General features: G+C 53.2%; 21 protein-coding genes. 11 read left to right on the forward strand and 10 right to left on the reverse strand.

The genetic code is table 11. The features are described from left to right. Positions 1–1,227, reverse strand: coding sequence for a YidR family protein (locus OGY13_RS23825; RefSeq protein WP_213752170.1), 1,227 nt, complete (start codon positions 1,225–1,227; stop codon positions 1–3). Positions 1,228–1,326: 99 nt separating this feature from the next. Between OGY13_RS23825 and cbrA the strand changes: the two genes are divergently transcribed. Then, positions 1,327–2,472 carry a colicin M resistance lipid reductase CbrA gene (gene cbrA / locus OGY13_RS23830; protein WP_213752171.1) on the forward strand — a complete coding sequence of 382 codons (1,146 nt, stop codon included), beginning with the start codon at positions 1,327–1,329 and terminating at the stop codon, positions 2,470–2,472. Here cbrA and OGY13_RS23835 read toward each other — a convergent pair. The 8 genes from OGY13_RS23835 to dnaA all read right to left on the reverse strand — a co-directional run bounded on the left by OGY13_RS23835 (position 2,461) and on the right by dnaA (position 12,941). Further along, positions 2,461–3,588 carry a DUF4056 domain-containing protein gene (locus tag OGY13_RS23835; RefSeq protein ID WP_213752172.1) on the reverse strand — a complete coding sequence of 376 codons (1,128 nt, stop codon included), beginning with the start codon at positions 3,586–3,588 and terminating at the stop codon, positions 2,461–2,463. The genes cbrA and OGY13_RS23835 overlap by 12 nt on opposite strands. Beyond that, the gene (locus OGY13_RS23840; protein ID WP_374214046.1) at positions 3,585–4,715 is read right to left on the reverse strand and encodes a BamA/TamA family outer membrane protein; all 1,131 of its coding nucleotides are present in this window, start codon (positions 4,713–4,715) and stop codon (positions 3,585–3,587) included. The genes OGY13_RS23835 and OGY13_RS23840 overlap by 4 nt, the downstream gene beginning before the upstream one ends. Continuing rightward, positions 4,712–5,722 carry a hypothetical protein gene (locus OGY13_RS23845; RefSeq protein ID WP_020996043.1) on the reverse strand — a complete coding sequence of 337 codons (1,011 nt, stop codon included), beginning with the start codon at positions 5,720–5,722 and terminating at the stop codon, positions 4,712–4,714. The genes OGY13_RS23840 and OGY13_RS23845 overlap by 4 nt, the downstream gene beginning before the upstream one ends. A 171-nt stretch (positions 5,723–5,893) precedes the next feature. Further along, the gene (gene yidA, locus OGY13_RS23850; RefSeq protein WP_008786541.1) at positions 5,894–6,706 is read right to left on the reverse strand and encodes a sugar-phosphatase; all 813 of its coding nucleotides are present in this window, start codon (positions 6,704–6,706) and stop codon (positions 5,894–5,896) included. A gap of 210 nt (positions 6,707–6,916) precedes the next feature. After that, complete coding sequence (gene gyrB / locus OGY13_RS23855; protein WP_008786542.1) at positions 6,917–9,331, reverse strand: DNA topoisomerase (ATP-hydrolyzing) subunit B; 2,415 nt, start codon at positions 9,329–9,331, stop codon at positions 6,917–6,919. 28 nt (positions 9,332–9,359) lie between these two features. Then, positions 9,360–10,433 (reverse strand): DNA replication/repair protein RecF, encoded by a 1,074-nt coding sequence (gene recF / locus OGY13_RS23860; RefSeq protein WP_038635725.1) that lies wholly within the window; start codon positions 10,431–10,433, stop codon positions 9,360–9,362. After that, on the reverse strand, positions 10,433–11,533 hold the full coding sequence (gene dnaN / locus OGY13_RS23865; protein WP_003023863.1) for a DNA polymerase III subunit beta: 1,101 nt from the start codon (positions 11,531–11,533) through the stop codon (positions 10,433–10,435). The genes recF and dnaN overlap by 1 nt, the downstream gene beginning before the upstream one ends. Positions 11,534–11,537: 4 nt before the next feature. Further along, positions 11,538–12,941: a chromosomal replication initiator protein DnaA gene (gene dnaA / locus OGY13_RS23870; protein ID WP_003827078.1), complete on the reverse strand. Its 1,404-nt coding sequence runs from the start codon at positions 12,939–12,941 to the stop codon at positions 11,538–11,540. Between the two features lie 297 nt (positions 12,942–13,238). Between dnaA and OGY13_RS25190 the strand changes: the two genes are divergently transcribed. The 10 genes from OGY13_RS25190 (at position 13,239) to OGY13_RS23915 (ending at position 21,207) form a co-directional block, all read left to right on the forward strand. Beyond that, entirely contained in the window at positions 13,239–13,319 is an 81-nt protein-coding gene (locus OGY13_RS25190; protein WP_418221920.1) for a hypothetical protein, read from the forward strand. Between the two features lie 228 nt (positions 13,320–13,547). Next, the gene (gene rpmH, locus OGY13_RS23875; protein WP_003023858.1) at positions 13,548–13,688 is read left to right on the forward strand and encodes a 50S ribosomal protein L34; all 141 of its coding nucleotides are present in this window, start codon (positions 13,548–13,550) and stop codon (positions 13,686–13,688) included. 17 nt (positions 13,689–13,705) lie between these two features. Further along, positions 13,706–14,065 carry a ribonuclease P protein component gene (rnpA, locus tag OGY13_RS23880; RefSeq protein ID WP_003844432.1) on the forward strand — a complete coding sequence of 120 codons (360 nt, stop codon included), beginning with the start codon at positions 13,706–13,708 and terminating at the stop codon, positions 14,063–14,065. Then, positions 14,029–14,286: a membrane protein insertion efficiency factor YidD gene (gene yidD / locus OGY13_RS23885; protein ID WP_003023846.1), complete on the forward strand. Its 258-nt coding sequence runs from the start codon at positions 14,029–14,031 to the stop codon at positions 14,284–14,286. Before rnpA ends, yidD begins: the two co-directional genes overlap by 37 nt. A 2-nt stretch (positions 14,287–14,288) precedes the next feature. After that, on the forward strand, positions 14,289–15,935 hold the full coding sequence (gene yidC, locus OGY13_RS23890) for a membrane protein insertase YidC (protein ID WP_003827058.1): 1,647 nt from the start codon (positions 14,289–14,291) through the stop codon (positions 15,933–15,935). A 105-nt stretch (positions 15,936–16,040) separates the two neighbouring features. Next, a complete protein-coding gene (mnmE, locus tag OGY13_RS23895; protein WP_213752173.1) occupies positions 16,041–17,405 on the forward strand; it encodes a tRNA uridine-5-carboxymethylaminomethyl(34) synthesis GTPase MnmE in 1,365 nt (454 codons plus the stop codon). Positions 17,406–17,587: 182 nt separating this feature from the next. Beyond that, on the forward strand, positions 17,588–18,769 hold the full coding sequence (locus OGY13_RS23900; protein WP_213752174.1) for an MFS transporter: 1,182 nt from the start codon (positions 17,588–17,590) through the stop codon (positions 18,767–18,769). After that, on the forward strand, positions 18,738–19,697 hold the full coding sequence (gene yidZ, locus OGY13_RS23905) for an HTH-type transcriptional regulator YidZ (protein ID WP_003827051.1): 960 nt from the start codon (positions 18,738–18,740) through the stop codon (positions 19,695–19,697). The genes OGY13_RS23900 and yidZ overlap by 32 nt, the downstream gene beginning before the upstream one ends. Positions 19,698–19,863: 166 nt before the next feature. Further along, a complete protein-coding gene (locus OGY13_RS23910) occupies positions 19,864–20,610 on the forward strand; it encodes a 4'-phosphopantetheinyl transferase family protein (protein ID WP_003827048.1) in 747 nt (248 codons plus the stop codon). A gap of 30 nt (positions 20,611–20,640) precedes the next feature. Then, complete coding sequence (locus OGY13_RS23915) at positions 20,641–21,207, forward strand: NADPH-dependent FMN reductase (protein ID WP_003827046.1); 567 nt, start codon at positions 20,641–20,643, stop codon at positions 21,205–21,207. A gap of 56 nt (positions 21,208–21,263) precedes the next feature. On the opposite strand, the gene adeP is transcribed toward OGY13_RS23915, so the two are convergent. Next, positions 21,264–22,601, reverse strand: coding sequence for an adenine permease AdeP (gene adeP, locus OGY13_RS23920; protein ID WP_003827042.1), 1,338 nt, complete (start codon positions 22,599–22,601; stop codon positions 21,264–21,266). Positions 22,602–22,705 lie beyond the last annotated feature (104 nt).

Genomic DNA, 22,705 nt, shown 5'->3' on the forward strand with positions numbered 1-22,705 from the left:
TTAACGCCCGGTTTCAGTCACCCACAGCTGGCGGAAACCCTCGACGTCTTCCATCCACGCAACCTGTCGACCATCAGGGGAGAAGACGATCGCATCGGCCGACGGCGGGTTATCATGACGTTCCGTTAAAAAATCAATCTCGCCCGTTTGAACATCACAACAGGCAATTCTGTTCTCCAGTACAAATCCCAGCCATTTCCCCGATGGGTGCCAGTTAAAGGCTGACTGAATATTCGTAGCGCACTGGGTAAGCTGACGCGGCGCTCCACCCTGTGGGGAAATCAGCCAAAGCTGTACAATACCGTTGTCATCACGCATTAAAAACGCAATCTCTGATGCCTTTGGATTACTGCGTACCCAGTGGCGAGGCTGATTCACCAGCCCCGGGAAGGCGCGCTCATGGGTAAACGTCAGACGGCGTTGGCGAATACCGGATGGTGGCGCAGGCATGGTCATGTCAGTCCCCTCCAGAGGCGCGTCCCCCGGCTGTTTCCAGCCACTTTCATCCTGTGGCAAATCAACAATAAACAGCTCCGGTACTTTCTCGCCAGTGGCTGATAGCGTATCACCGATAAACGCCAGCCTGTTTTCTCCAACCCAGCCCTCTTCATAGGCGCGGTTAATCTCATCGCTACCCGGTTTTGGCGTTGGTGTCGTCTGGCTCACCAGCACGCACCAATGGCTGCCACTGTATTCACGCGGATGCTGCGCGGAGACCTTCACCGGACCATACGGTGCAGCCACGCCGACGTTGCGTAAATCGAGCGCCGGAGAGCGCTCATGCAGTACATGGTCGTTATAGGTGAAACTGACAAACTCACCGTTCGGGCTAAAGACATGCACATGACTCCCGCCGCGCAGCGCACCTGGCGTATAGGGCGCAGTAATATCCATTGCATCCAGATTCTCCACCCCAGCCTGCGTAACAATCACCCCACGACGATGATGGAAGTCGTAATGCCATGTTTCATCAGGATTTTCAGGCCCGTGAATGAAGACATATTTTTCCAACTTTGGATGAACGGTCACCACGCCAACGTGCGATCCTTGAGTAGCCCGGTAAATCACCTCCAGCTCGCCAGTATGGATATTGACGCGCTCAATTGTTTCACCGGTAAAAGAGGCGCCGGAAGGGCGCACATCAAAGACCAGCCACTGGCTGTCCGGTGTCCAGGTATTGATATTGGTAAGCTGATGATTACGCGGCGTAAAGGTGATTTGCTTCATGGGATGCCCTGATACAAGACGATTAAAACAATCATACTTCACAAGCACTTCACTTTCAGGCTTTAGCGTATCGCCATCTTCATTTTTGCGGACAGAAAGATGGAACATTTTGACGTAGCGATTATCGGTTTAGGTCCGGCAGGCGCAGCGCTGGCGCGACAGCTAAGCGGAAAAATGCGCGTGATTGCGTTGGATAAAAAACGCCAGTGCGGCAACGAAGGTTTCACTAAACCCTGCGGCGGTCTGCTGGCCCCGGACGCCCAGCGTTCGTTTATCCGCGACGGGATAACCTTACCCGTTGATGTTATCGCCAACCCGCAGATATTTAGCGTTAAAACGGTTGATGTTGCCGCTTCTTTGACGCGTAACTACCAACGCAGCTACATTAATATCAACCGCCATGCTTTTGATTTATGGCTTAAATCTCTCATCCCTGATGATGTGCAGGTGTATCACGACAGCCTGTGTCGGAAAATCTGGCGCGAGGGCGATAAATGGCATGTTATCTTCCGCGCCGACGGTTGGGAGCAGCAGATCACTGCACGTTATCTGGTGGGGGCAGACGGCGCGAATTCACTGGTGCGCCGTCATCTCTATCCACAGCACCAAATCCGTAAATATGTCGCTATTCAACAATGGATTGCGGAAAAGCATCCCGTACCGTTCTATTCCTGTATTTTTGATAACGATGCAACTGACTGTTATTCCTGGAGTATCAGCAAAGATGGCTATTTTATCTTTGGTGGCGCCTACCCCATGAAGGACGGACAGGCACGCTTTGACGCGCTGAAAGAGAAGCTGGAAGCGTTCCATTTCCAGTTCGGCAAACCGGTGAAAAGTGAAAAATGTACGGTGCTATTCCCCTCACGCTGGAAAGACTTCGTCTGCGGCGAGGACAACGCATTTTTGATTGGTGAAGCGGCCGGTTTTATCAGCGCCAGCTCGCTGGAAGGGATTAGCTATGCGCTGGACAGCGCGGAGATCCTCAAATCGGTACTGCTGCGGGATACGCCAGATATGAATCACGCTTACCGTAAAGCCACCCACAAGTTACGTCTCAAACTGTATGGCAAAATCCTGAAAAGCCGGGCCCTGACGTCGGCATTTTCCCGTAAATGGATTATGCGTAGCGGCGTTGCGCATATTCCCTTGGCAAAATCTGAAAGTCACCCGCCAGCGAAAGAAAAACGTGAGAGAAAACGTAGTAAGGCAATGACATTGTGGCGCGTTTTCTTAAGGGACTGAGTTCACCTCGCTGTCACGGCATTGTGCCACTGTAGCCAGCGCGGGAAAGTTGGCGACGGTGTACCAGGAACCTGGCGTAGGCAGCCGCTCCATTGTACGGCCAGGCCAAAGTTCGAGTTGTGCCAACGCATCAAGGGAATATTCTCGCCAGTGATGTGGCAACATCAGTCTCAATGGCGAGGCTTGTTCACCCGGTACCGGCGTCGGTAAACGCGAGTCACTCACATCATAGTTTCTGTGCAGAACCAAATATTTCTCTGGTACCCGACGCTGGCTGTTCCACCATTTGCCATCCAGCATATCAAACTGAAAGCGGGTGATTTTTTCCGGTTTTGCCCCCAATTGCATCAACGCCTGGCGCAGCGCGTTGTTCATCGCCGCATCGTACATTTCCGTTGTTGCCAGTTGCCCATTGAGGATCAGCGATACCGCAATTCTGGCACCCAACAAATTTGAGTAGAGATCTTCCGGGGAAAATGCAGAAACCTCCTCCGAAAATCCTGGAACAGACTCAAAACCATACCATTGCGCAATTTCATGCCAGGCAGCGAGCTGAAACGCCAGATGCGCGGCCATCCATGCCGCCAGCGCGTAACGATCAGCAGGCTCTGTGGGGGGTGTGAAAGCGTTAAATACGACATGCCGTTGCGCAAGCTCATCATCCAGACGCAGCGTAAATGATTGACCAAGCCGTGGAAGAAGATGGCTAAAGAGCCAGGCCGTCATGTCTGCGGTATCACGGACATGTGCGGTATCAATGAAGCCACCGCGAGCGGTATACACTATGCCGTTATTCTCATGCCCGATCCCTGCCAGATTCGCTAGCCCTAACAGTAGGCTATCGTTATAGCGGTGCTCGCCGATGCTATCGATCGTGACAACATTATCAAGTTCATAAAATGGCACCGGCATATGCAGTACCTGTGCGTGCAGGTCGTAGCCAAACGCGCAGCACGGACGTAATCCCTGAGGTGCAGGGAGGGGCGAAAATACCGGCCAGGCAGTACCCTGGGCCTTATCCTCTGTAGAAACGAGCTGCAAAGTTACAGGTATTGCCGCACGGGCTATCGCCGTTGCCAGCCATAAGAGCGCTATTAACACCACCTTATTGATCAAAATGCCTCTCCAACCTGAAAATAAAAACCGCTGCTCCCTTTGCCAATCCCATAATCAAGACGCACATTCACCCGGGGCTTAAATTCAAAGCGGTAGCCCACACCGGCGGACGGTAACCAGCGTCCATCGTCCAGCGCATGAAAAGAGGGTCCCATCGTGCCCGCACCGAGCCAACCAACCACACCATGCCGCCAGTCAAGTTTCCGCCGATACTCCAGTTGCCCGCTGACGGCGTTTTTATCCCGGTAGCGCCCTTCGTAATAACCGCGCATACGCTGATTGCTGCCAAGCAGCGGCATCATGCTCCACGGCACATCGCCCTGGGTAAACGCGCCGTCCATCTCCCAGGCAAGCACATTGTTCTCGTCCAGCGAGTGATAGCGGCTGTAGTGCAGTTGATATTCATCAAATCGCGTATCGCTTCCCACCTCTGGTGTGAATCGGGTATAGCGCACATCGGCATACTGTCCTTTACGCGGGTTGGGAACGAAATCACGATCGTCCCAGCTGAGTTCGACACTACTTCCGGAGCTGAGAACCGACGCCCCCTGCCCGGTATGCTCAATGTTGGGCGGATCGTTATCGTCCATTTGGGTAGCGTGCTGGGCGTTCAGCGACCAGCCAAGCCCCAGATAAACATTGGGTGCCAACTGGCGATACAACGTTGGACGCAACTCCAGAACCTGAGCGGTGTATTGCTGTTTTTGGTTATCTTTATCCCCAGAGCTAAAACCTTGCCCCCAGTAGTAGGTTGGAGTATCCGTTAATGCGCCATTGAGAAAAAATCGCCACCGATCGTCGGCAAAAAATGCGTAATTTTGCATCGTGATACCGAATGCGCCAGTTGAGCTAAAATAGCCGCTGAGCGTCAGCGTCGAGTTTTGGCTTACCGTATCATTCGGGTCAGGGCGATACATCCCCACCACCGCTGTACCGATCCCTAACCCCAGCTCTGGGGTATAAAACGGTCCCGGCATTACTCCCCAGTCAATGCCTTTGCTGGCGTCAAAGCTATCACTGGCACCCAACTTATTTAGCCAACCGTCAACTTCGCCTCGGCTCGGCAACGCTGCCCGCACTGTACAGGAGAGCATGTTGAACAGCAGGAAGAGGGTAAGACGGCTCAAAAGCGATACTCTCCCGCCATGAAGAAACTGTTACGTTCAGCAAAGCCGATTTCGGTCGTGACGTTGAAGTTCCGGGTAATTTCATACTGTGCGCCCACCAGTACGTTCCAGGGGGATTGCAGATGCTGTTTAACGTCAAAGCGACCATTACCGTCTTTGTTGGCAATATCAACGAGTCTTTGCAGCGTTTCAGACGGCATGGTGAGGTCGTTAAGGCTACCGCTAAATTCTTGCTGCACGTCCTGGTACATACTGCCAACCCATAGATTCAACTTTCCGGATGGCAGGTGCAGCGCATCCACACTGGGGGTGGTAAAGCGATATCCGATGCGCGGAGAAAGAGTTAAGGCGTCAATACTCCCATCCAGAATATCGAACCGCGTCTGGGTGTAGTTGGCATCAAAAGCAGTAAACCAGTTGCCTACACCGCCGACCAACGTCGTCCCTACGCCGTAGGTGGTGCCTTTAAAATCGAGCTGAAACGCCAGATTCTGCAAACTGCTTGGTGTGCGGTCTTTAAGGGGGCCTTTTATCCCGACGCCTATTTGCGAAACGGAGTGGCCATCGGTATAGCCAATCAAGCCATAGACATTCATAAACGGCAGCAGCCAGGCATCCAGCTTCAGCGTTTCGGTTTTACTGCGTTCACGCGTATTGCCGACGCTAATTTTAAACGCGTTATCCAGTGAGCGGCCACCGAGGGAAAGACCGTTGAAGTTAATACTATCCACATTAATATTTTGTCGGATATTCATGTAGTTAATATTCACGCCAAACGGTGCCGGTAGTTCATATCCGCGCTTACGCGCTTCATCGCCTAAAAAGGGCAAAATAGTGTGGTTTTCAGCAGGTTTAACCGTCGTTTTTTCCGGTACAGGCGCAGACAGACCGTCATCCTGATAGCCAAAGAGAGGTGTAATAGTTGAGCTGGAATCCGTCGCGGCACTGGCATGAAAAACCAGACAGGAAGACGTTATCAACACCACGCGGATGCTTGTGTTTGTCATAAGAAAGTTTAGTAGCAGGCAGGAATTGCCCAGATATAAAAGAAGAAGGGAGAGTATAGAAGTTACGTACTATGTGGAGGTATTAATGTGCGGTTTCACATCTGATAATATAAATATATGTTTTATAACATTTTAATGTTAATGCCCAGCCGAGGCCAGGCATAACACGCATCAGGAAAGGACGTATTTCTCTATCGCCCAGGCGACGCCATCTTCAAGGTTAGATTTCGTCACGAAGTTGGCGATTTCTTTGACTGACGGAATAGCGTTATCCATGGCAACGCCCACCCCTGCGTATTCAATCATCGCGATGTCGTTTTCCTGATCGCCAATCGCCATCACCTCTTCGGCTTTAATGCCTAACGCATCGGCCAGCGATTTAACGCCCGTCCCTTTATTGACGCGTTTATCGAGGATTTCGAGGAAGTACGGCGCACTTTTCAGCACGGTGTACTTCTCTTTTACTTCCGCAGGTAGACGAGAGATAGCTTTATCGAGGATCTCCGGCTCGTCAATCATCATCACTTTCAGGAACTGGGTTGCGGGATCCATTTTCTCGGCTTCACAGAACACTAGCGGGATGGTCGCGACAAACGATTCGTGCACCGTGTAGTAGCTGATATCACGGTTCGCGGTATACAGCGTATTGCGATCGAGGGCATGGAAATGCGAGCCGACTTCCCGGGAGAGCTGCTCCAGGTAACGATAATCATCATAGCTCAGCGCGGTTTGCGCCACGGTACTGCCATCCCCTGCTTTCTGCACCAGCGCACCGTTGTAGGTAATGCAGTAGTCACCGGGTTGTTCCATATGTAGTTCTTTCAGATAGCTGTGAACGCCGGCATACGGGCGTCCCGTGGTCAGCACCACATTCACGCCACGCGCGCGTGCCGCGGCAATCGCCGTTTTGACCGCTGGTGAAATGGTGTGATCGGGTAGCAGAAGTGTGCCATCCATGTCGATAGCAATAAGTTTGATAGCCATGAGTTCCCCGGATTAAATGAGTCCGTCCTCATGCTAACGCGATTCCGCTCAAAAAACAGCTACGAAAAGGGGGATAGAAAGGGGAATCGAGATTCCCCTTTTTGTAGATTGGTTGTCGTTTGTAGGCCTGATAAGCAACGCGCCATCAGGCACAATACAACGTCTTGCCGGATGGCGGCGTAAACCGCCTTATCCGGCCTACAGATTGGCTTAAATATCGATGTTCGCCGCTTTCAGGGCGTTCTCTTCGATAAATGCGCGACGCGGTTCAACGGCATCGCCCATCAGCGTGGTGAACAGCTGGTCGGCAGCAATCGCATCCTTCACGGTAACGCGCAGCATACGACGGCTTTCCGGATCCATGGTGGTTTCCCACAGCTGTTCCGGGTTCATCTCGCCCAGACCTTTATAACGCTGGATAGCGAGGCCACGACGAGACTCTTTCTGCAGCCATTCCAGCGCCTGCTCAAAGCTGGCAACCGGCTGGCGACGCTCGCCACGTTCGATAAACGCATCGTCTTCGATCAGCCCACGCAGCTTCTCGCCAAGCGTACAAATACGATGGTACTCGCCACCGGTCACAAATTCATGTTCCAATGGATAGTCAGTATCGACACCGTGGGTACGCACCCGGATCACCGGTTCGAACAGGTTCAGTTCAGCGTCTTTACGCACGAAGCTATTCCAGGTGCTGCCGTGCATTTCGTTTTCATTAAGCACGTTAACCAACTGGGAAACCCAGGCCGTAACTTTCGCTTCATCAGCCAGATCGGCTTCTGGCAGCGTCGGTTGATAAACCAGCTCTTTCAGCAGCGCTTTCGGGAAACGACGTTCCATACGGCCAATCATTTTCTGCGTCGCGTTGTATTCAGAAACCAGTTTCTCTAACGACTCACCGGAAAGGGCCGGTGCGCTGGCGTTGGTGTGCAGCGTTGCGCCATCCAGAGCGATAGAGATCTGATACTGATCCATCGCTTCGTCATCTTTAATGTACTGTTCCTGCTTGCCTTTTTTCACTTTGTACAGCGGTGGCTGTGCAATGTAAACGTGGCCGCGTTCAACGATTTCCGGCATCTGACGATAGAAGAAGGTCAACAGCAGCGTACGAATGTGCGAGCCATCGACGTCCGCATCGGTCATGATGATGATGCTGTGATAACGCAGTTTGTCCGGGTTGTACTCGTCTCGACCGATGCCACAGCCGAGCGCAGTGATCAGCGTCGCGACTTCCTGAGAGGAGAGCATCTTGTCAAAGCGCGCTTTCTCGACGTTGAGGATTTTACCCTTCAGCGGCAGAATCGCCTGGTTTTTACGGTTACGGCCCTGCTTCGCAGAACCGCCCGCGGAGTCCCCTTCCACAAGGTACAGTTCGGACAGCGCCGGGTCACGTTCCTGACAATCCGCCAGCTTGCCCGGCAGACCGGCTAAGTCGAGCGCGCCTTTACGACGGGTCATTTCACGCGCACGACGTGCAGCTTCACGAGCACGCGCAGCATCAATAATTTTGCCAACAACGATTTTCGCGTCAGACGGGTTTTCCAGCAGATATTCACTCAGCAGTTCGTTCATCTGCTGTTCTACCGCCGATTTCACCTCAGAGGAGACCAGCTTGTCTTTGGTCTGTGAGGAGAACTTCGGATCCGGTACTTTCACGGAAACAACGGCAATCAGGCCTTCACGGGCATCGTCACCAGTAGCGCTGACTTTCGCTTTTTTGCTGTAGCCTTCTTTGTCCATGTAGGCGTTCAGGGTACGGGTCATCGCCGCACGGAAGCCTGCAAGGTGAGTACCGCCGTCACGCTGTGGAATGTTGTTGGTGAAGCAGTAGATGTTTTCCTGGAAACCATCGTTCCACTGCAGCGCAACTTCAACGCCGATACCGTCTTTTTCGGTGGAGAAGTAGAAGATATTCGGGTGGATCGGCGTTTTGTTTTTGTTGAGGTATTCAACAAACGCCTTGATGCCACCTTCGTAGTGGAAATGGTCTTCTTTGCCGTCACGCTTGTCGCGCAGACGAATAGAGACGCCGGAGTTCAGGAATGACAGCTCACGCAGACGTTTCGCCAGAATGTCGTATTCAAATTCAACAACATTGGTAAAGGTTTCGTGGCTTGGCCAGAAACGGACCTGAGTCCCCGTCAATTCTGTTTCGCCGGTTACTGCCAGCGGCGCCTGCGGCACACCGTGCACGTAAGTTTGCTGATGCACTTTGCCTTCACGACGAATCACCAGTTCCAGCTTCTGTGACAGGGCGTTAACGACGGAAACACCCACGCCGTGCAGACCGCCGGAAACTTTATAGGAGTTATCATCGAATTTACCGCCTGCGTGCAAAACGGTCATGATAACTTCCGCTGCCGAAACGCCCTCTTCCGGGTGAATACCGGTTGGGATACCACGGCCATCATCGGTAACGGACACGGAGTTGTCAGCGTGAATCGTTACCACGATATCTTTACAGTGACCCGCGAGCGCTTCGTCGATAGCGTTATCTACCACCTCGAATACCATGTGGTGCAGACCGGTGCCGTCATCCGTGTCGCCGATATACATACCCGGGCGCTTACGCACCGCATCCAGTCCTTTCAGGACTTTGATACTGGAGGAGTCATAAGAATTCGACATCAACGTTTCTCGCTCATTTTATCTTGGGTTAATCCGTTATTTTACCCTTTTCCACGGTAAACATCTTCGAATTTTCATCGGACATGTCTATAACGTGTTCAGCGCTGATTGCGCTGACAAAGACCTGAGATTGCGTGGCTTTTAAGCGGCTGGCCAGCAGTCCGCGACGCGCGTCATCCAGTTCAGAGGCAAAATCATCTATCAGGTACAGGCAGCGCCGCCCGCTTTCACGGGTCAGGAACTCCCCTTGCGCCAGACGTAAGGCGCACATCAGCAGCTTTAGCTGCCCACGCGACAACGTATCTTCCACCGGCGCACCGTCGGCGCGAATGCGGAAATCCGCCTTATGCGGGCCGTGCGCAGTGTAGGTCAACATGCGATCGCGTTCAAAACTGCGTTCCAGCACTTCGGCATAATCAGTCTCTTTCTCCCAGCCGCGCTGGAATGAGAAGGAGAGCGAAAATTCGGGAAGAAACTGCTGGCAGGTATCCGCCATATCCTGCGCGATACCGGCGCTGTACTCCGCGCGCCAGGTGCTGATTTGTTCCGCCAGCGGGATAAGTTCTCTATCCCACGGGCGCAGTTGCTCATAACGACTCACCTGGCGCAGTGCCGCATTACGCTGCTTGAGCAGTCGCTTCAGGTTGCTCCAGGCGGTGAAAAATCCGGCTTCATTGTGAAAGCATCCCCAGTCAAGAAATGCTCTTCTGTATTTGGGGCCGCCGTTGAGTAAAGTAAACCCCTCTGGCGTGATCAGCTGCATCGGCATCAGGTGTGCCAGTTCAGCGACCTTGTGCCCGTCAGTGCCATCAATGCGCACTTTACTGTCGCCCAGTTTGTCTTTCGTCAGACCAATCGACGTCTCACGCTCTTCTCCCTGCAAACGTCCGTGTAAAACAAACGACTCCTGCTCGTGGCGAATCACGCGGCCAATCTGCAAACTGCGAAACGCCCGGCCATGGCCGAGCGTATAGATGGCTTCCAGCACACTGGTTTTGCCGCTGCCGTTCGCGCCAACCAGGAAGTTAAAGCCAGGGGATAAAGCGAGATCCGCGCTTTCGATATTGCGAAAATCGCGGATCAACAGGCGGGTGAGCGACATTACAGTCTCATTGGCATAACAACATAGGCAGCCGACTGTGATGCGGCATCTTCAATCTGTACGCTCGATACGGAATCAGTCAGCAGAATACGCACGTTCTCGCACTTCAGCGCGTTCAGAACGTCCAGCACGTAGCTCACGTTAAAGCCGATTTCCAGTTCTGTACCAGGATAGGAGACATCCAGAATTTCTTCTGCTTCTTCCTGCTCCGGGTTGTTGGCGGTGATTTTGAGCTGGTTTTCGCTGACATACAGACGCACGCCGCGGAATTTCTCGTTCGAGAGGATCGCCGCACGCGCAAACGCCTGTTTGAGGATATCGCAACCGGCTTCCAGATGCTTGTCCGGATTCTTCGGCAATACGCGGCGATAATCCGGGAAACGGCCATCAACCAGCTTAGAGGTGAAGATGAAGTCACCAACGTGCGCACGAATGTTGTTGCTGCCAATCTGCACGCGCAGCGGGTTATCGCCGCCGTCGAGCATACGCATCAGTTCAATCACACCTTTACGCGGTACGATCACCGAATGGCTTGGCAACGGCTGACCAACAGGCATTGAACAAACCGCCAGGCGGTGACCGTCGGTCGCCACGGTACGCAGCTCTTCCCCTTCGGTTTCAAACAGCATGCCGTTTAAGTAGTAACGTACGTCCTGATGCGCCATCGAAAACTGCGTGGCTTCAATCAGGCGCTTCATCGTCGCCTGCGGCAGGGTGAATTCGACTTCGCTCTGCCAGTCGTCCAGATTCGGGAAGTCGGCGGCAGGCAGCGTAGACAGCGAGAAACGGCTGCGGCCAGAACGCACCAGCATACGGTCGCCTTCCAGTTGAACGGCAATTTCCGCGCCTTCCGGCAATCCGCGGCAAATATCGAAGAATTTACGCGCCGGAACGGTGGTCGCGCCAGGTTCATGGGGCTGGATCAGCGCCACGCGCGCCACCATCTCCATTTCGAGATCGGTACCGGTCAGCGAAAGCGTGCCGTCAGCAACCTGCAGCAGCAGGTTTCCGAGAATAGGCAGTGTAGGACGTCCACCCAGCGGGCCGCTGACCTGCTGAAGCGGTTTTAATAAATGTTCACGTTCAACGGTAAATTTCATAGCGTCACGAAGATAATGTTCTGATTAAATTGGAGAAATCTTCTTTAATATCATGGCTTTCTTCACGCAACTGCTCAATCTTGCGGCAGGCATGAAGCACGGTAGTATGGTCACGCCCACCAAACGCGTCGCCAATTTCCGGCAGACTGTGGTTAGTGAGCTCTTTTGCCAGCGCCATCGCCATCTGGCGCGGACGAGCTACCGAGCGAGATCGACGCTTAGAAAGCAGATCCGCAATTTTGATTTTGTAATACTCCGCCACCGTCTTCTGGATATTGTCGATGGTGACCAGCTTTTCCTGCAAAGCCAGCAGATCGCGCAGCGCTTCACGCACGAAATCGATAGTAATCGCCCGGCCGGTAAAATTGGCGTTGGCGATCACGCGGTTCAGTGCGCCTTCCAGCTCACGTACGTTAGAGCGTAGACGCTTGGCAATAAAGAACGCTACTTCACCCGGCAGACGAATGTCGTTTTCGTCGGCTTTTTTCATCAGGATCGCAACACGCGTTTCCAGTTCAGGCGGTTCGATCGCGACAGTCAGTCCCCAGCCAAAGCGGGATTTCAGACGATCTTCAACGCCGTTGATCTCCTTCGGATAGCGATCCGAGGTCAGGATGATCTGCTGATTGCCTTCCAGCAGGGCGTTAAAGGTGTGGAAAAACTCTTCCTGCGATCGCTCTTTATTCGCGAAGAATTGGATATCGTCAATCAGCAGCGCGTCAACGGAACGGTAGTAGCGTTTAAACTCTTCGATCGCGTTGTTTTGCAGGGCTTTGACCATGTCCTGCACAAAACGCTCGGAGTGCATATACACCACTTTGGCGTTTGGCTTACGCGCCATAATGCCGTTACCGACAGCGTGCAACAGGTGGGTTTTACCCAGACCCGTACCGCCATAAAGGAATAACGGATTGTAGGCGCCGCCAGGATTGTCCGCCACCTGACGTGCCGCCGCGCGCGCCAGTTGGTTAGATTTACCTTCAACGAAGTTATCAAACGTGTGTTTGACGTTGACGTTAGAACGATAGGTAGGTTCTGCCGGAGCCGGGACGTTATCCCAGCCTGGACGAGCCGCCGGAGCAGCACGTTGTGGTTGCACTTGCTGAGCCACGTGGGCGGGCGCAACAACATTGTTGACCGGCGTTTTCAGCGTTTGCGTGACGGGTTTAGTGCCGACTTCAAAGCGCAGCTGTGGGGCATCCGCTCCACAGAAATTATTGAGTAATCCATTAATATTATTAAGGTATTTATCCCTTACCCAATCGAGCACGAAACGGTTTGGCGCATACAAAGCCAGCGTGTTATCGCTCAGTTCCGCCTGCAACGGGCGTATCCACATACTGAACTCTGTGGCTGGTAACTCATCCTGCAATCGGGCAAGACACTGCTGCCAAAGCGAAAGTGACACGGCGGACTCCACTCGAACAAAAGTCGATAAATGACAAAGGCTGAAACATTCATGATTGTTGACGCACATCGACAAGACCCTATGCAAAGGGTGACGTGCGAATTGCTATCTGCAATTTTTACCCGATCAGGATCCATTGAAACGATCAGGACCGCGGATCATAGCGTAAACTGAGAAAGAGATCTTCTGTTTCTCACAGATTCTTCCCGATTTATCCACAGGATGATCCAGAATCGGCTAAGTGTAAACGATCCTGGAGAAGTGCTGCAGGTTTTAGCGCGCATATTGAAAAAATTAATGAGTAAAGATGCTTTACTGCTTAAACGATCTAATAAAGATCCCGTGCGATCCTTGCGCTTTATCCACCAGCCCGTATAATTCTTACCCCCAGCGAGTAACGGTCGCCTTACGGCGTCAACGCTGCCTGTTTTTTACGCGAAACCATGCGGAAAAAAGCGGGAAATAAGGAAAGAGAATTGACTCCGGAGTGTACAATTATTACAATCCGGCCTCTTTAATCACCCACACTGTGGCGTAAGTCGTTCGAAATTCGTTCGGGTATACGCAAAAGTCAGTGAATTTATTCAAGTTTAGGTAGAAATCGCCATGAAACGCACTTTTCAACCGTCTGTACTGAAGCGCAACCGTTCTCACGGCTTCCGTGCTCGTATGGCTAATAAAAATGGTCGTCAGGTTCTGGCACGTCGTCGTGCTAAAGGCCGTTCTCGTCTGACCGTTTCTAAGTAATAAAAGCTAGCCCCTGAGTGGTTAAGCTCGCATTTCCCAGGGAGTTACGTTTGTTAACTCCCACTCATTTCACATTCGTCTTCCAGCAGCCACAACGGGCTGGCACGCCGCAAATCACCATCCTCGGCCGCCTGAATTCGCTGGGGCATCCCCGTATCGGTCTTACAGTCGCCAAGAAAAATGTTAAACGTGCGCATGAACGCAATCGGATTAAACGTCTGACGCGTGAAAGCTTCCGTTTACGTCAGCACGAGCTTCCAGCAATGGATTTCGTGGTGGTGGCGAAAAAAGGGGTTGCTGACCTCGATAACCGTGCTCTCTCGGAAGCGTTGGAAAAATTATGGCGTCGCCATTGTCGCCTGGCTCGCGGGTCCTGATAGCCCTCATTCGGGTCTATCAACGCCTGATCAGTCCGCTGCTTGGGCCGCATTGCCGCTTCACTCCAACCTGTTCGAGCTACGGAATTGAGGCATTGCGCAGGTTTGGAGTGATAAAAGGCAGTTGGTTGACGGTGAAACGCGTATTAAAATGCCACCCTTTACACCCTGGTGGTGACGATCCCGTCCCGCCCGGACCATTTGATACCAGAGAACACTAACGATGGATTCGCAACGCAATCTTTTAGTCATCGCTTTGCTGTTCGTGTCTTTCATGATCTGGCAAGCCTGGGAGCAGGATAAAAACCCGCAACCTCAGGCCCAACAGACCACGCAGACAACGACCACCGCAGCGGGTAGCGCCGCAGACCAGGGCGTACCGGCCAGTGGCCAGGGGAAACTGATTACGGTTAAAACTGACGTGCTTGATCTGACCATCAACACCCGTGGTGGTGATGTGGAACAGGCTTCACTGCCAGCTTACCCGAAAGAACTCGGTTCTACCGAACCGTTCCAGTTACTGGAAACTACGCCACAGTTCATCTACCAGGCACAGAGTGGCCTGACAGGTCGTGACGGCCCGGATAACCCGGCTAACGGCCCACGTCCGCTGTACAACGTCGATAAAGACGCGTTTGTACTGGCTGACGGTCAGAACGAACTGCAGATCCCGATGACCTATACTGACGCAGCGGGTAACACATTCACTAAAACGTTTGTTCTTAAGCGTGGTGAATATGCTGTCAACGTTAACTACAGCGTGCAGAACGCCGGCGAAAAACCGCTGGAAATCTCCACCTTTGGTCAGCTGAAGCAATCCATCAATCTGCCATCTCATCGCGACACCGGTAGCAGCAACTTTGCGCTGCACACCTTCCGTGGCGCGGCGTACTCCACGCCGGATGAGAAGTATGAGAAATACAAATTCGACACCATTGCTGAAAACGAAAACCTGAACGTCAATGCTAAAGACGGCTGGGTCGCAATGCTGCAACAGTATTTCGCAACGGCATGGGTTCCGCGTAACGACGGCACCAACAACTTCTATACCGCTAACCTGGGTAACGGCATTGCCGCTATCGGCTATAAATCACAGCCGGTACTGGTGCAGCCTGGCCAGACTGGCGCGATGACCAGCACCCTGTGGGTCGGCCCGGAAATTCAGGATAAAATGGCGGCCGTTGCACCGCACCTGGATCTGACCGTGGACTACGGCTGGTTGTGGTTCATTTCTCAGCCGCTGTTTAAACTGCTGAAGTGGATCCATAGCTTCCTGGGTAACTGGGGCTTCTCCATCATCGTTATCACCTTTATCGTTCGTGGCATCATGTACCCGCTGACCAAAGCGCAGTACACCTCCATGGCGAAGATGCGTATGCTGCAGCCGAAGATTCAGGCTATGCGTGAGCGTCTGGGCGATGACAAACAGCGTCAGAGCCAGGAAATGATGGCCCTGTACAAAGCTGAGAAGGTTAACCCGCTGGGCGGCTGCTTCCCGCTGATCATCCAGATGCCAATCTTCCTGGCGTTGTACTACATGCTGATGGGCTCCATTGAACTGCGTCATGCGCCATTCGCTCTGTGGATCCATGACCTGTCTGCACAGGACCCGTACTACATCCTGCCGATTCTGATGGGCGTGACGATGTTCTTCATTCAGAAGATGTCTCCGACCACTGTAACCGACCCGATGCAGCAGAAGATCATGACCTTTATGCCGGTCATCTTCACCGTGTTCTTCCTGTGGTTCCCGTCAGGTCTGGTGCTGTACTATATCGTCAGCAACCTGGTAACCATTATTCAGCAGCAGCTGATTTACCGTGGTCTGGAGAAACGTGGCCTGCATAGCCGCGAGAAGAAAAACTCCTGATTCGGTGTAGGCCGGATTAGGCGAAGCCGCCATCCGGCAAACGGAACATAAAGTAAAGGGCGGTCATTAGACCGCCTTTTTTATTGCATTAAGAAGAGACAAACCATGAGCCATAACGACACCATCGTCGCTCAGGCCACCCCACCGGGACGTGGTGGCGTGGGTATCCTGCGTATCTCCGGCCTGAAGGCGCGTGAGGTCGCAGAAACCGTACTGGGGAAACTGCCCAAACCGCGTTATGCCGATTATCTGCCGTTTAAAGACGCGGATGGCAGCGCGCTGGATCAGGGGATTGCCCTGTGGTTCCCCGGCCCAAACTCCTTTACTGGCGAAGACGTTTTAGAGCTTCAGGGCCACGGCGGTCCAGTGATTCTTGACCTGCTGCTCAAACGTATTCTGACCATTCCCGGGCTGCGCATTGCCAGACCGGGTGAATTCTCCGAGCGAGCGTTTCTCAATGATAAGCTCGATTTAGCTCAGGCAGAGGCGATTGCCGACCTGATCGATGCCAGCTCAGAGCAAGCCGCTCGCTCAGCGCTGAACTCGTTGCAGGGCGCATTTTCCGCACGGGTAAATCATCTTGTGGAAGCGCTCACTCACCTGCGCATCTATGTTGAAGCAGCGATCGACTTCCCGGATGAAGAAATCGACTTCCTGTCTGACGGCAAGATTGAAGCGCAACTCAACAACGTTATCAGCGATCTTGATGCCGTGCGTGCGGAAGCGCATCAGGGCAGCCTGCTGCGCGAAGGGATGAAGGTGGTGATTGCCGGTCGGCCAAACGCCGGGAAATCAAGCCTGCTGAACGCGCTGGCTGGCCGTGAGGCGGCCATTGTCACCGATATCGCCGGGACTACTCGCGACGTGCTGCGTGAGCATATTCACATCGATGGCATGCCGCTACACATCATCGACACCGCCGGTTTGCGCGACGCTAACGATGAAGTGGAACGCATCGGTATCGAACGTGCCTGGCAGGAAATTGAACAGGCCGACCGTGTACTGTTTATGGTTGATGGCACCACCACCGACGCCGTGGACCCGGCAGATATCTGGCCAGACTTTATTGCCCGTCTGCCAGCCAAACTGCCGATCACTGTGGTGCGTAACAAAGCGGATATTACCGGTGAGACGCTGGGCCTTAGTGAAGTAAATGGCCACTCACTGGTTCGCCTCTCCGCGCGTACCGGTGAAGGCGTTGACGTACTGCGTAATCATCTCAAACAGAGCATGGGCTTTGAAACCAATATGGAAGGCGGCTTCCTGGCCCGTCGTCGTCATCTGCAGGCGCTGGCAGAAGCTGCAGAGCATCTCGAGCAGGGTAAAGCCCAACTGCTCGGAGCATGGGCCGGAGAATTGCTGGCTGAGGAGCTACGCCTTGCGCAGCAGAACCTCAGTGAGATCACAGGAGAGTTTACCTCCGACGATCTGCTGGGACGGATCTTCTCCAGCTTCTGTATCGGTAAGTAACGTTGTGTTGCCCGGTGGCGTGATGCTAACCGGGCCTACAGGCCCCGTAGGCCGGATAAGGCGTTTACGCCGCCATCCGGCAACAACTATTTCCCATGTGGAAATCACTGTTGTCCAAATGGCAACTCGTGCAGTTGACTCTCTGACCGTATGCTTAGCGCCACATTTCTTATGAGGTCGCTATGACACGCTTTCTAATCTGCAGTTTCGCCCTGGTTCTTCTTTATCCTGCCGGTATTGATATGTATCTGGTGGGGCTGCCCCGTATTGCTGCCGATTTACAGGCCAGCGAGGCGCAACTGCATATCGCGTTTTCGGTATATCTGGCAGGAATGGCGACGGCGATGCTGTTCGCCGGTAAAATTGCCGACCAGTCAGGTCGCAAACCGGTCGCCATAGTCGGCGCACTCATCTTTATTTTCGCCTCTGCGATATGTTCTTTCGCCGAAAGCGGTACGCCATTCCTCATAGGTCGTTTTATTCAGGGCGTAGGTGCGGGCTGTTGCTACGTGGTGGCTTTCGCTATCCTGCGCGATACGCTCGACGATCGCCGCCGGGCGAAGGTACTGTCGTTATTGAACGGTATTACCTGTATCGTGCCGGTGCTGGCTCCGGTGATGGGGCATCTGATCATGCTCAAATACCCGTGGCAGAGCCTGTTCTACACGATGATGGGAATGGGTGTGGCTGTTTGCCTGCTGTCGGTGTTTGTCCTGCGAGAATCGCGCCCAGCAACGCTTATGGCGACGACGGAAAAGAACCACACGACCGAATCACTGGTAAACCGCTTTTTCTTAAGCCGTCTGGCCATTACCACCCTCAGCGTGTCGGTGATCCTGACCTTCGTGAATACGTCTCCGGTGCTGCTGATGGAAGTGATGGGCTTCGACCGTGGTGAGTACGCCACCACGATGGCCATGACCGCAGGCATCAGTATGGCGGTCTCTTTCTCTACGCCATTTGCTCTGAGCGTATTTAAGCCTCGCGTTCTGATGCTGACCTCACAGGTGCTGTTTCTGTGTGCCGGCGTGGTGTTAACCCTTGCCACTTCACACGCAGTAACGCTTTTCGGGCTGACGTTAATCTGCGCCGGATTCTCGGTCGGCTTCGGTGTTGCGATGAGCCAGGCGCTTGGGCCGTTCTCGCTGCGCGCGGGCGTCGCCAGCTCGGCATTAGGTATTGCCCAGGTTTGCGGTTCCTCGCTGTGGATTTGGCTGGCGGCGGTTCTTGGCCTTGATGCGCTGAATATGCTGATCGGGATTCTGATTGGCTGTAGCATAGTGAGTATCATGCTGATTATCACTGTTGCACCTAACCGGTCCGCGCCAACTCATGAAGAAATCCCTCAGCAGTCTCGATCTTAATTTATTGCTCTGCCTGCAGCTGTTGATGCAGGAACGCAGCGTCACTAAAACCGCCAAACGGATGAACGTCACACCGTCGGCGGTCAGTAAGTCGCTGTCGAAGCTGCGGACCTGGTTTGACGATCCCTTGTTTGTGAACACCCCGCTGGGGCTATCACCGACGCCGCTGATGGTCAGCATGGAGCAGAGCCTTGCTGAATGGATGCAGATGGGCAATCAGTTGCTCGATAAGCCGCACCATGAGTCTCCACGCGGGCTGAAGTTTGATCTGGCGGCCGAAACGCCGTTAGTGATGATCATGTTCAATGCGCTCTCCCAGCAGATTTATCAGCGCTATCCCCAGGCAACAATCAAAATACGCAACTGGGACTATGACTCGCTGGATGCCATTATTCGCGGTGAAGTGGATATTGGCTTTACCGGGCGCGAAAGTCATCCGCGTTCGCGCGAACTGCTGAGTTTGTTGCCATTGTCGATCGACCATGAAGTGCTGTTTTCCGATCTGCCCTGCGTCTGGCTACGTGAAGATCATCCCGCACTGCAGGAAGAGTGGAATCTGGACACCTTTCTGCGCTATCCGCACATCAGCATTAGCTGGGAGCAAAGCGATACATGGGCGTTGGATGAAGTCCTGCAAGAAATGGGACGCGCACGCAATATCGCGTTATGTCTGCCCGGTTTTGAGCAATCGCTGTTTATGGCCGCGCAGCCGGATCACGCGCTGATAGCCACCGCACCGGTCTATTGCCAGCGTTATAACCAACTCCACCAGCTTCCACTCGTTGCACGGCCAATGCCATTTGATACGGCGCAACTGGAAAAAATGCGCGTACCGTTCACTCTTCTTTGGCATAAACGCAACAGCCACAATCCTAAGATCGTCTGGCTAAAAGACACGATCAAGGCTCTTTATCGCGATATCTCCTGACGATCCTTCATTTTGGTGTTGCTAAATCGACCATTCTGGCAACAGAAATGTAAATATCGCGTAATGTCTCCCATTTTCGCTTAGTTTTTGGGCAGCAAAGCCTGCCCGGAAGCCGTGTAAATGTTACTCTGGTAATAATCACGGACCATTAATCACGGAGCGACAAATGGCGACACATTTTGCCAGAGGGATTCTTACGGAGGGACACCTGGTTTCAGCTCGCCTCCCTTCTCCATGTCATATCGAAGCAAGAGATCTACCCGCTCATCGCCGGACACGTTTCCTGGCTTCCCGAAGTCTTCTCGCTGAACTGATGTTTATGCTTTACGGCACCAGCACGCTGCCCGAAATTGTTACTCAGGCCAAAGGTAAGCCCGTTTTTCGCGATAAGAACCTGCCGGGTTTTTCGATTTCCTATGCCGGGAATATCGTCGGTGTTGTGCTAACAACTGAAGGAACGTGCGGCCTGGATATGGAACTTCAGCGGGCCACCCGCGGGTTTCACAATCCAAATTCAGCGGAAACGTGGCGCTTCTCCAGTAACGAAAACCTGTGGATCAATAACCAAAACGACCCCAACGAAGCACGCGCGCAGCTCATTACATTGCGCCAGAGCGTACTCAAACTCACTGGCGATGTGTGCAATGACGATCCGCGCGAGCTCCAGCTTTTACCCGGCGCAGGGCGCCTGAAATGTGCCCATGTGGCGCAGGTTGAAGCCATTTGCGATGCGGAAGATGTACTGGTGTGGTCAGTTGCAGTTACGCCAACCATTGAAAAACTCAAGGTTTGGGAGTTTGATGGTAAACAGGACTGGAAAAGTTTGCCTGATATCCAGACTCGCGCCAATGAGCCAACGGGGCGTCTGATCCGGTTCTCTCAATTATGTGCAGCGAAGAGCCATACGCTTTGATTTAACCTTCATGATGAAACAGGAGTCACCATGTCTGAAACATTGAATGTTGTTACGTTACTGGGAAGTCTGCGCAAAGGTTCGTTTAATGGAATGGTTGCCCGTACGCTGCCCAAGATTGCTCCAGCGGGAATGGAAGTGAACGCGCTGCCGTCGATTGGTGATATCCCTCTGTACGATGCCGACCTCCAACAGGAAGAAGGTTTTCCGGCCAGCGTAGAAGCGCTGGCTGAGCAAATCAGAAAGGCTGACGGTGTCGTCATCGTCACACCTGAATATAACTATTCTGTTCCGGGCGGACTGAAGAACGCCATCGACTGGCTGTCCCGCCTGCCCGATCAGCCATTATCGGGTAAGCCGGTGCTGATCCAGACCAGTTCTATGGGCGCTATTGGCGGCGCGCGCTGCCAGTATCATCTGCGTCAGATCCTGGTATTCCTCGACGCCATGGTAATGAACAAGCCGGAATTTATGGGCGGCGTCATTCAGAACAAAGTAGACCCGCAGACAGGTGAAGTGATCGACCAAAGCACGCTGGACCATCTGACCGGTCAACTGACCGCATTTGGCGACTACATTCAGCGCGTGAAAGCGTAAAAGAAAAAGCCCGGCGATATGCCGGGCTTGTTGATATATGGGCAAATAAACAGCGATTAGTGCGCGTCGATAAACACAATCTTCAGCACAAACAGCAGCGCGACAATGATGACGCACGGGCTGAGATCGCGGAAACGTCCGGTACCAATCTTCATCACGCAGTAAGAAATAAAGCCCAGCGCAATACCTTCGGTAATTGAGAAGCTAAAGGGCATCATCACGGCGGTAATAAACGCCGGAACCGCTTCTGTCAGGTCATCCCACTTCACGCGCGACAGGCTTGATGTCATCAGGACGCCAACGTAAATCAGCGCACCAGCGGCTGCATAACCCGGTACCATCCCCGCCAGCGGCGACAGGAAGATAACCAGCAAGAACAGCAGGCCAACGACCACGGCGGTCAGACCGGTACGTCCACCGACCGAAACCCCGGAAGAAGATTCGATATACGCAGTAACGGAAGAAGTCCCGATAAACGCCCCGGTAACCGACGACACGCTATCCACATACAGCGCTTGCTTCATGCGCGGGAACTTGCCCTTCGCATCCGCCAGACCGGCTTTATCCGTAACGCCAATCAGCGTACCGGAGGAGTCGAACAGGTTAACCAGCATGAACGAGAAAATCACACCCGCCAGGCCAATGTTAAACGAACCGGCCAGGTCGACATGTCCGATAACGGACATCACGCTCGGTGGCGCAGAAACGATACCGTTGTAATGAACATCGCCCAGCATCCAGCCCAGCAGCGTGGTCACGATGATAGAGATCAGCACCGCCGCATGAATATTACGTGACGCCAGAATAGCGATGATAAAGAAGCCCAGAATGCCGAGCAGTACGCTGTGGGAGGTCAGGTTACCGATGGACACCAGCGTGTCTTTGTTCGCCACGATAACACCGGCGTTTTTCAGCCCCATCATGCCGATGAACAGACCAATACCGCTGGTGATCCCCACACGCAGGCTAACCGGGATATTGGCAATCATCCAGTAACGAACGCGGAAAATCGTCAGCAGCAGCAGACCAACAGCGCCCCAGAAGATAGCGCCCATACCAATCTGCCATGACAGTCCCATCGCGCCAACGACCACGAAAGCGAAGAATGCGTTCAGGCCCATAGCAGGCGCAAGTGCGACCGGCAGGTTGGCAAACAGGCCCATCAGGATGCTACCAAATGCAGCAATAAGGCAGGTGGTAACAAAGACAGCGCTGGTATCCATGCCAGCCACGCCAAGAATTTGCGGGTTAACAAAAACGATATACACCATCGTCAGGAAGGTCGTTAAACCGGCGATCACTTCGGTCCGTGCCGTCGTGCCATGTTCGCGCAGTTTGAACACGCGTTCCAGCATCCCCTGGCCAGAAGCCTGGGTTGTGTGTTGTTGACTCATTATCAATTTCCGAACAAGGAGGGAAAATTCGTCGCTATCCTATACCAAAATGCGACAATAGGGTTGGGTTATGAGCAACTTTTTTCATTGATTTTGCTTATACG

Origin of the sequence: Citrobacter sp. Cpo045 (assembly GCF_030332875.1) — a bacterium.
Taxonomy (GTDB): domain Bacteria; phylum Pseudomonadota; class Gammaproteobacteria; order Enterobacterales; family Enterobacteriaceae; genus Citrobacter; species Citrobacter portucalensis.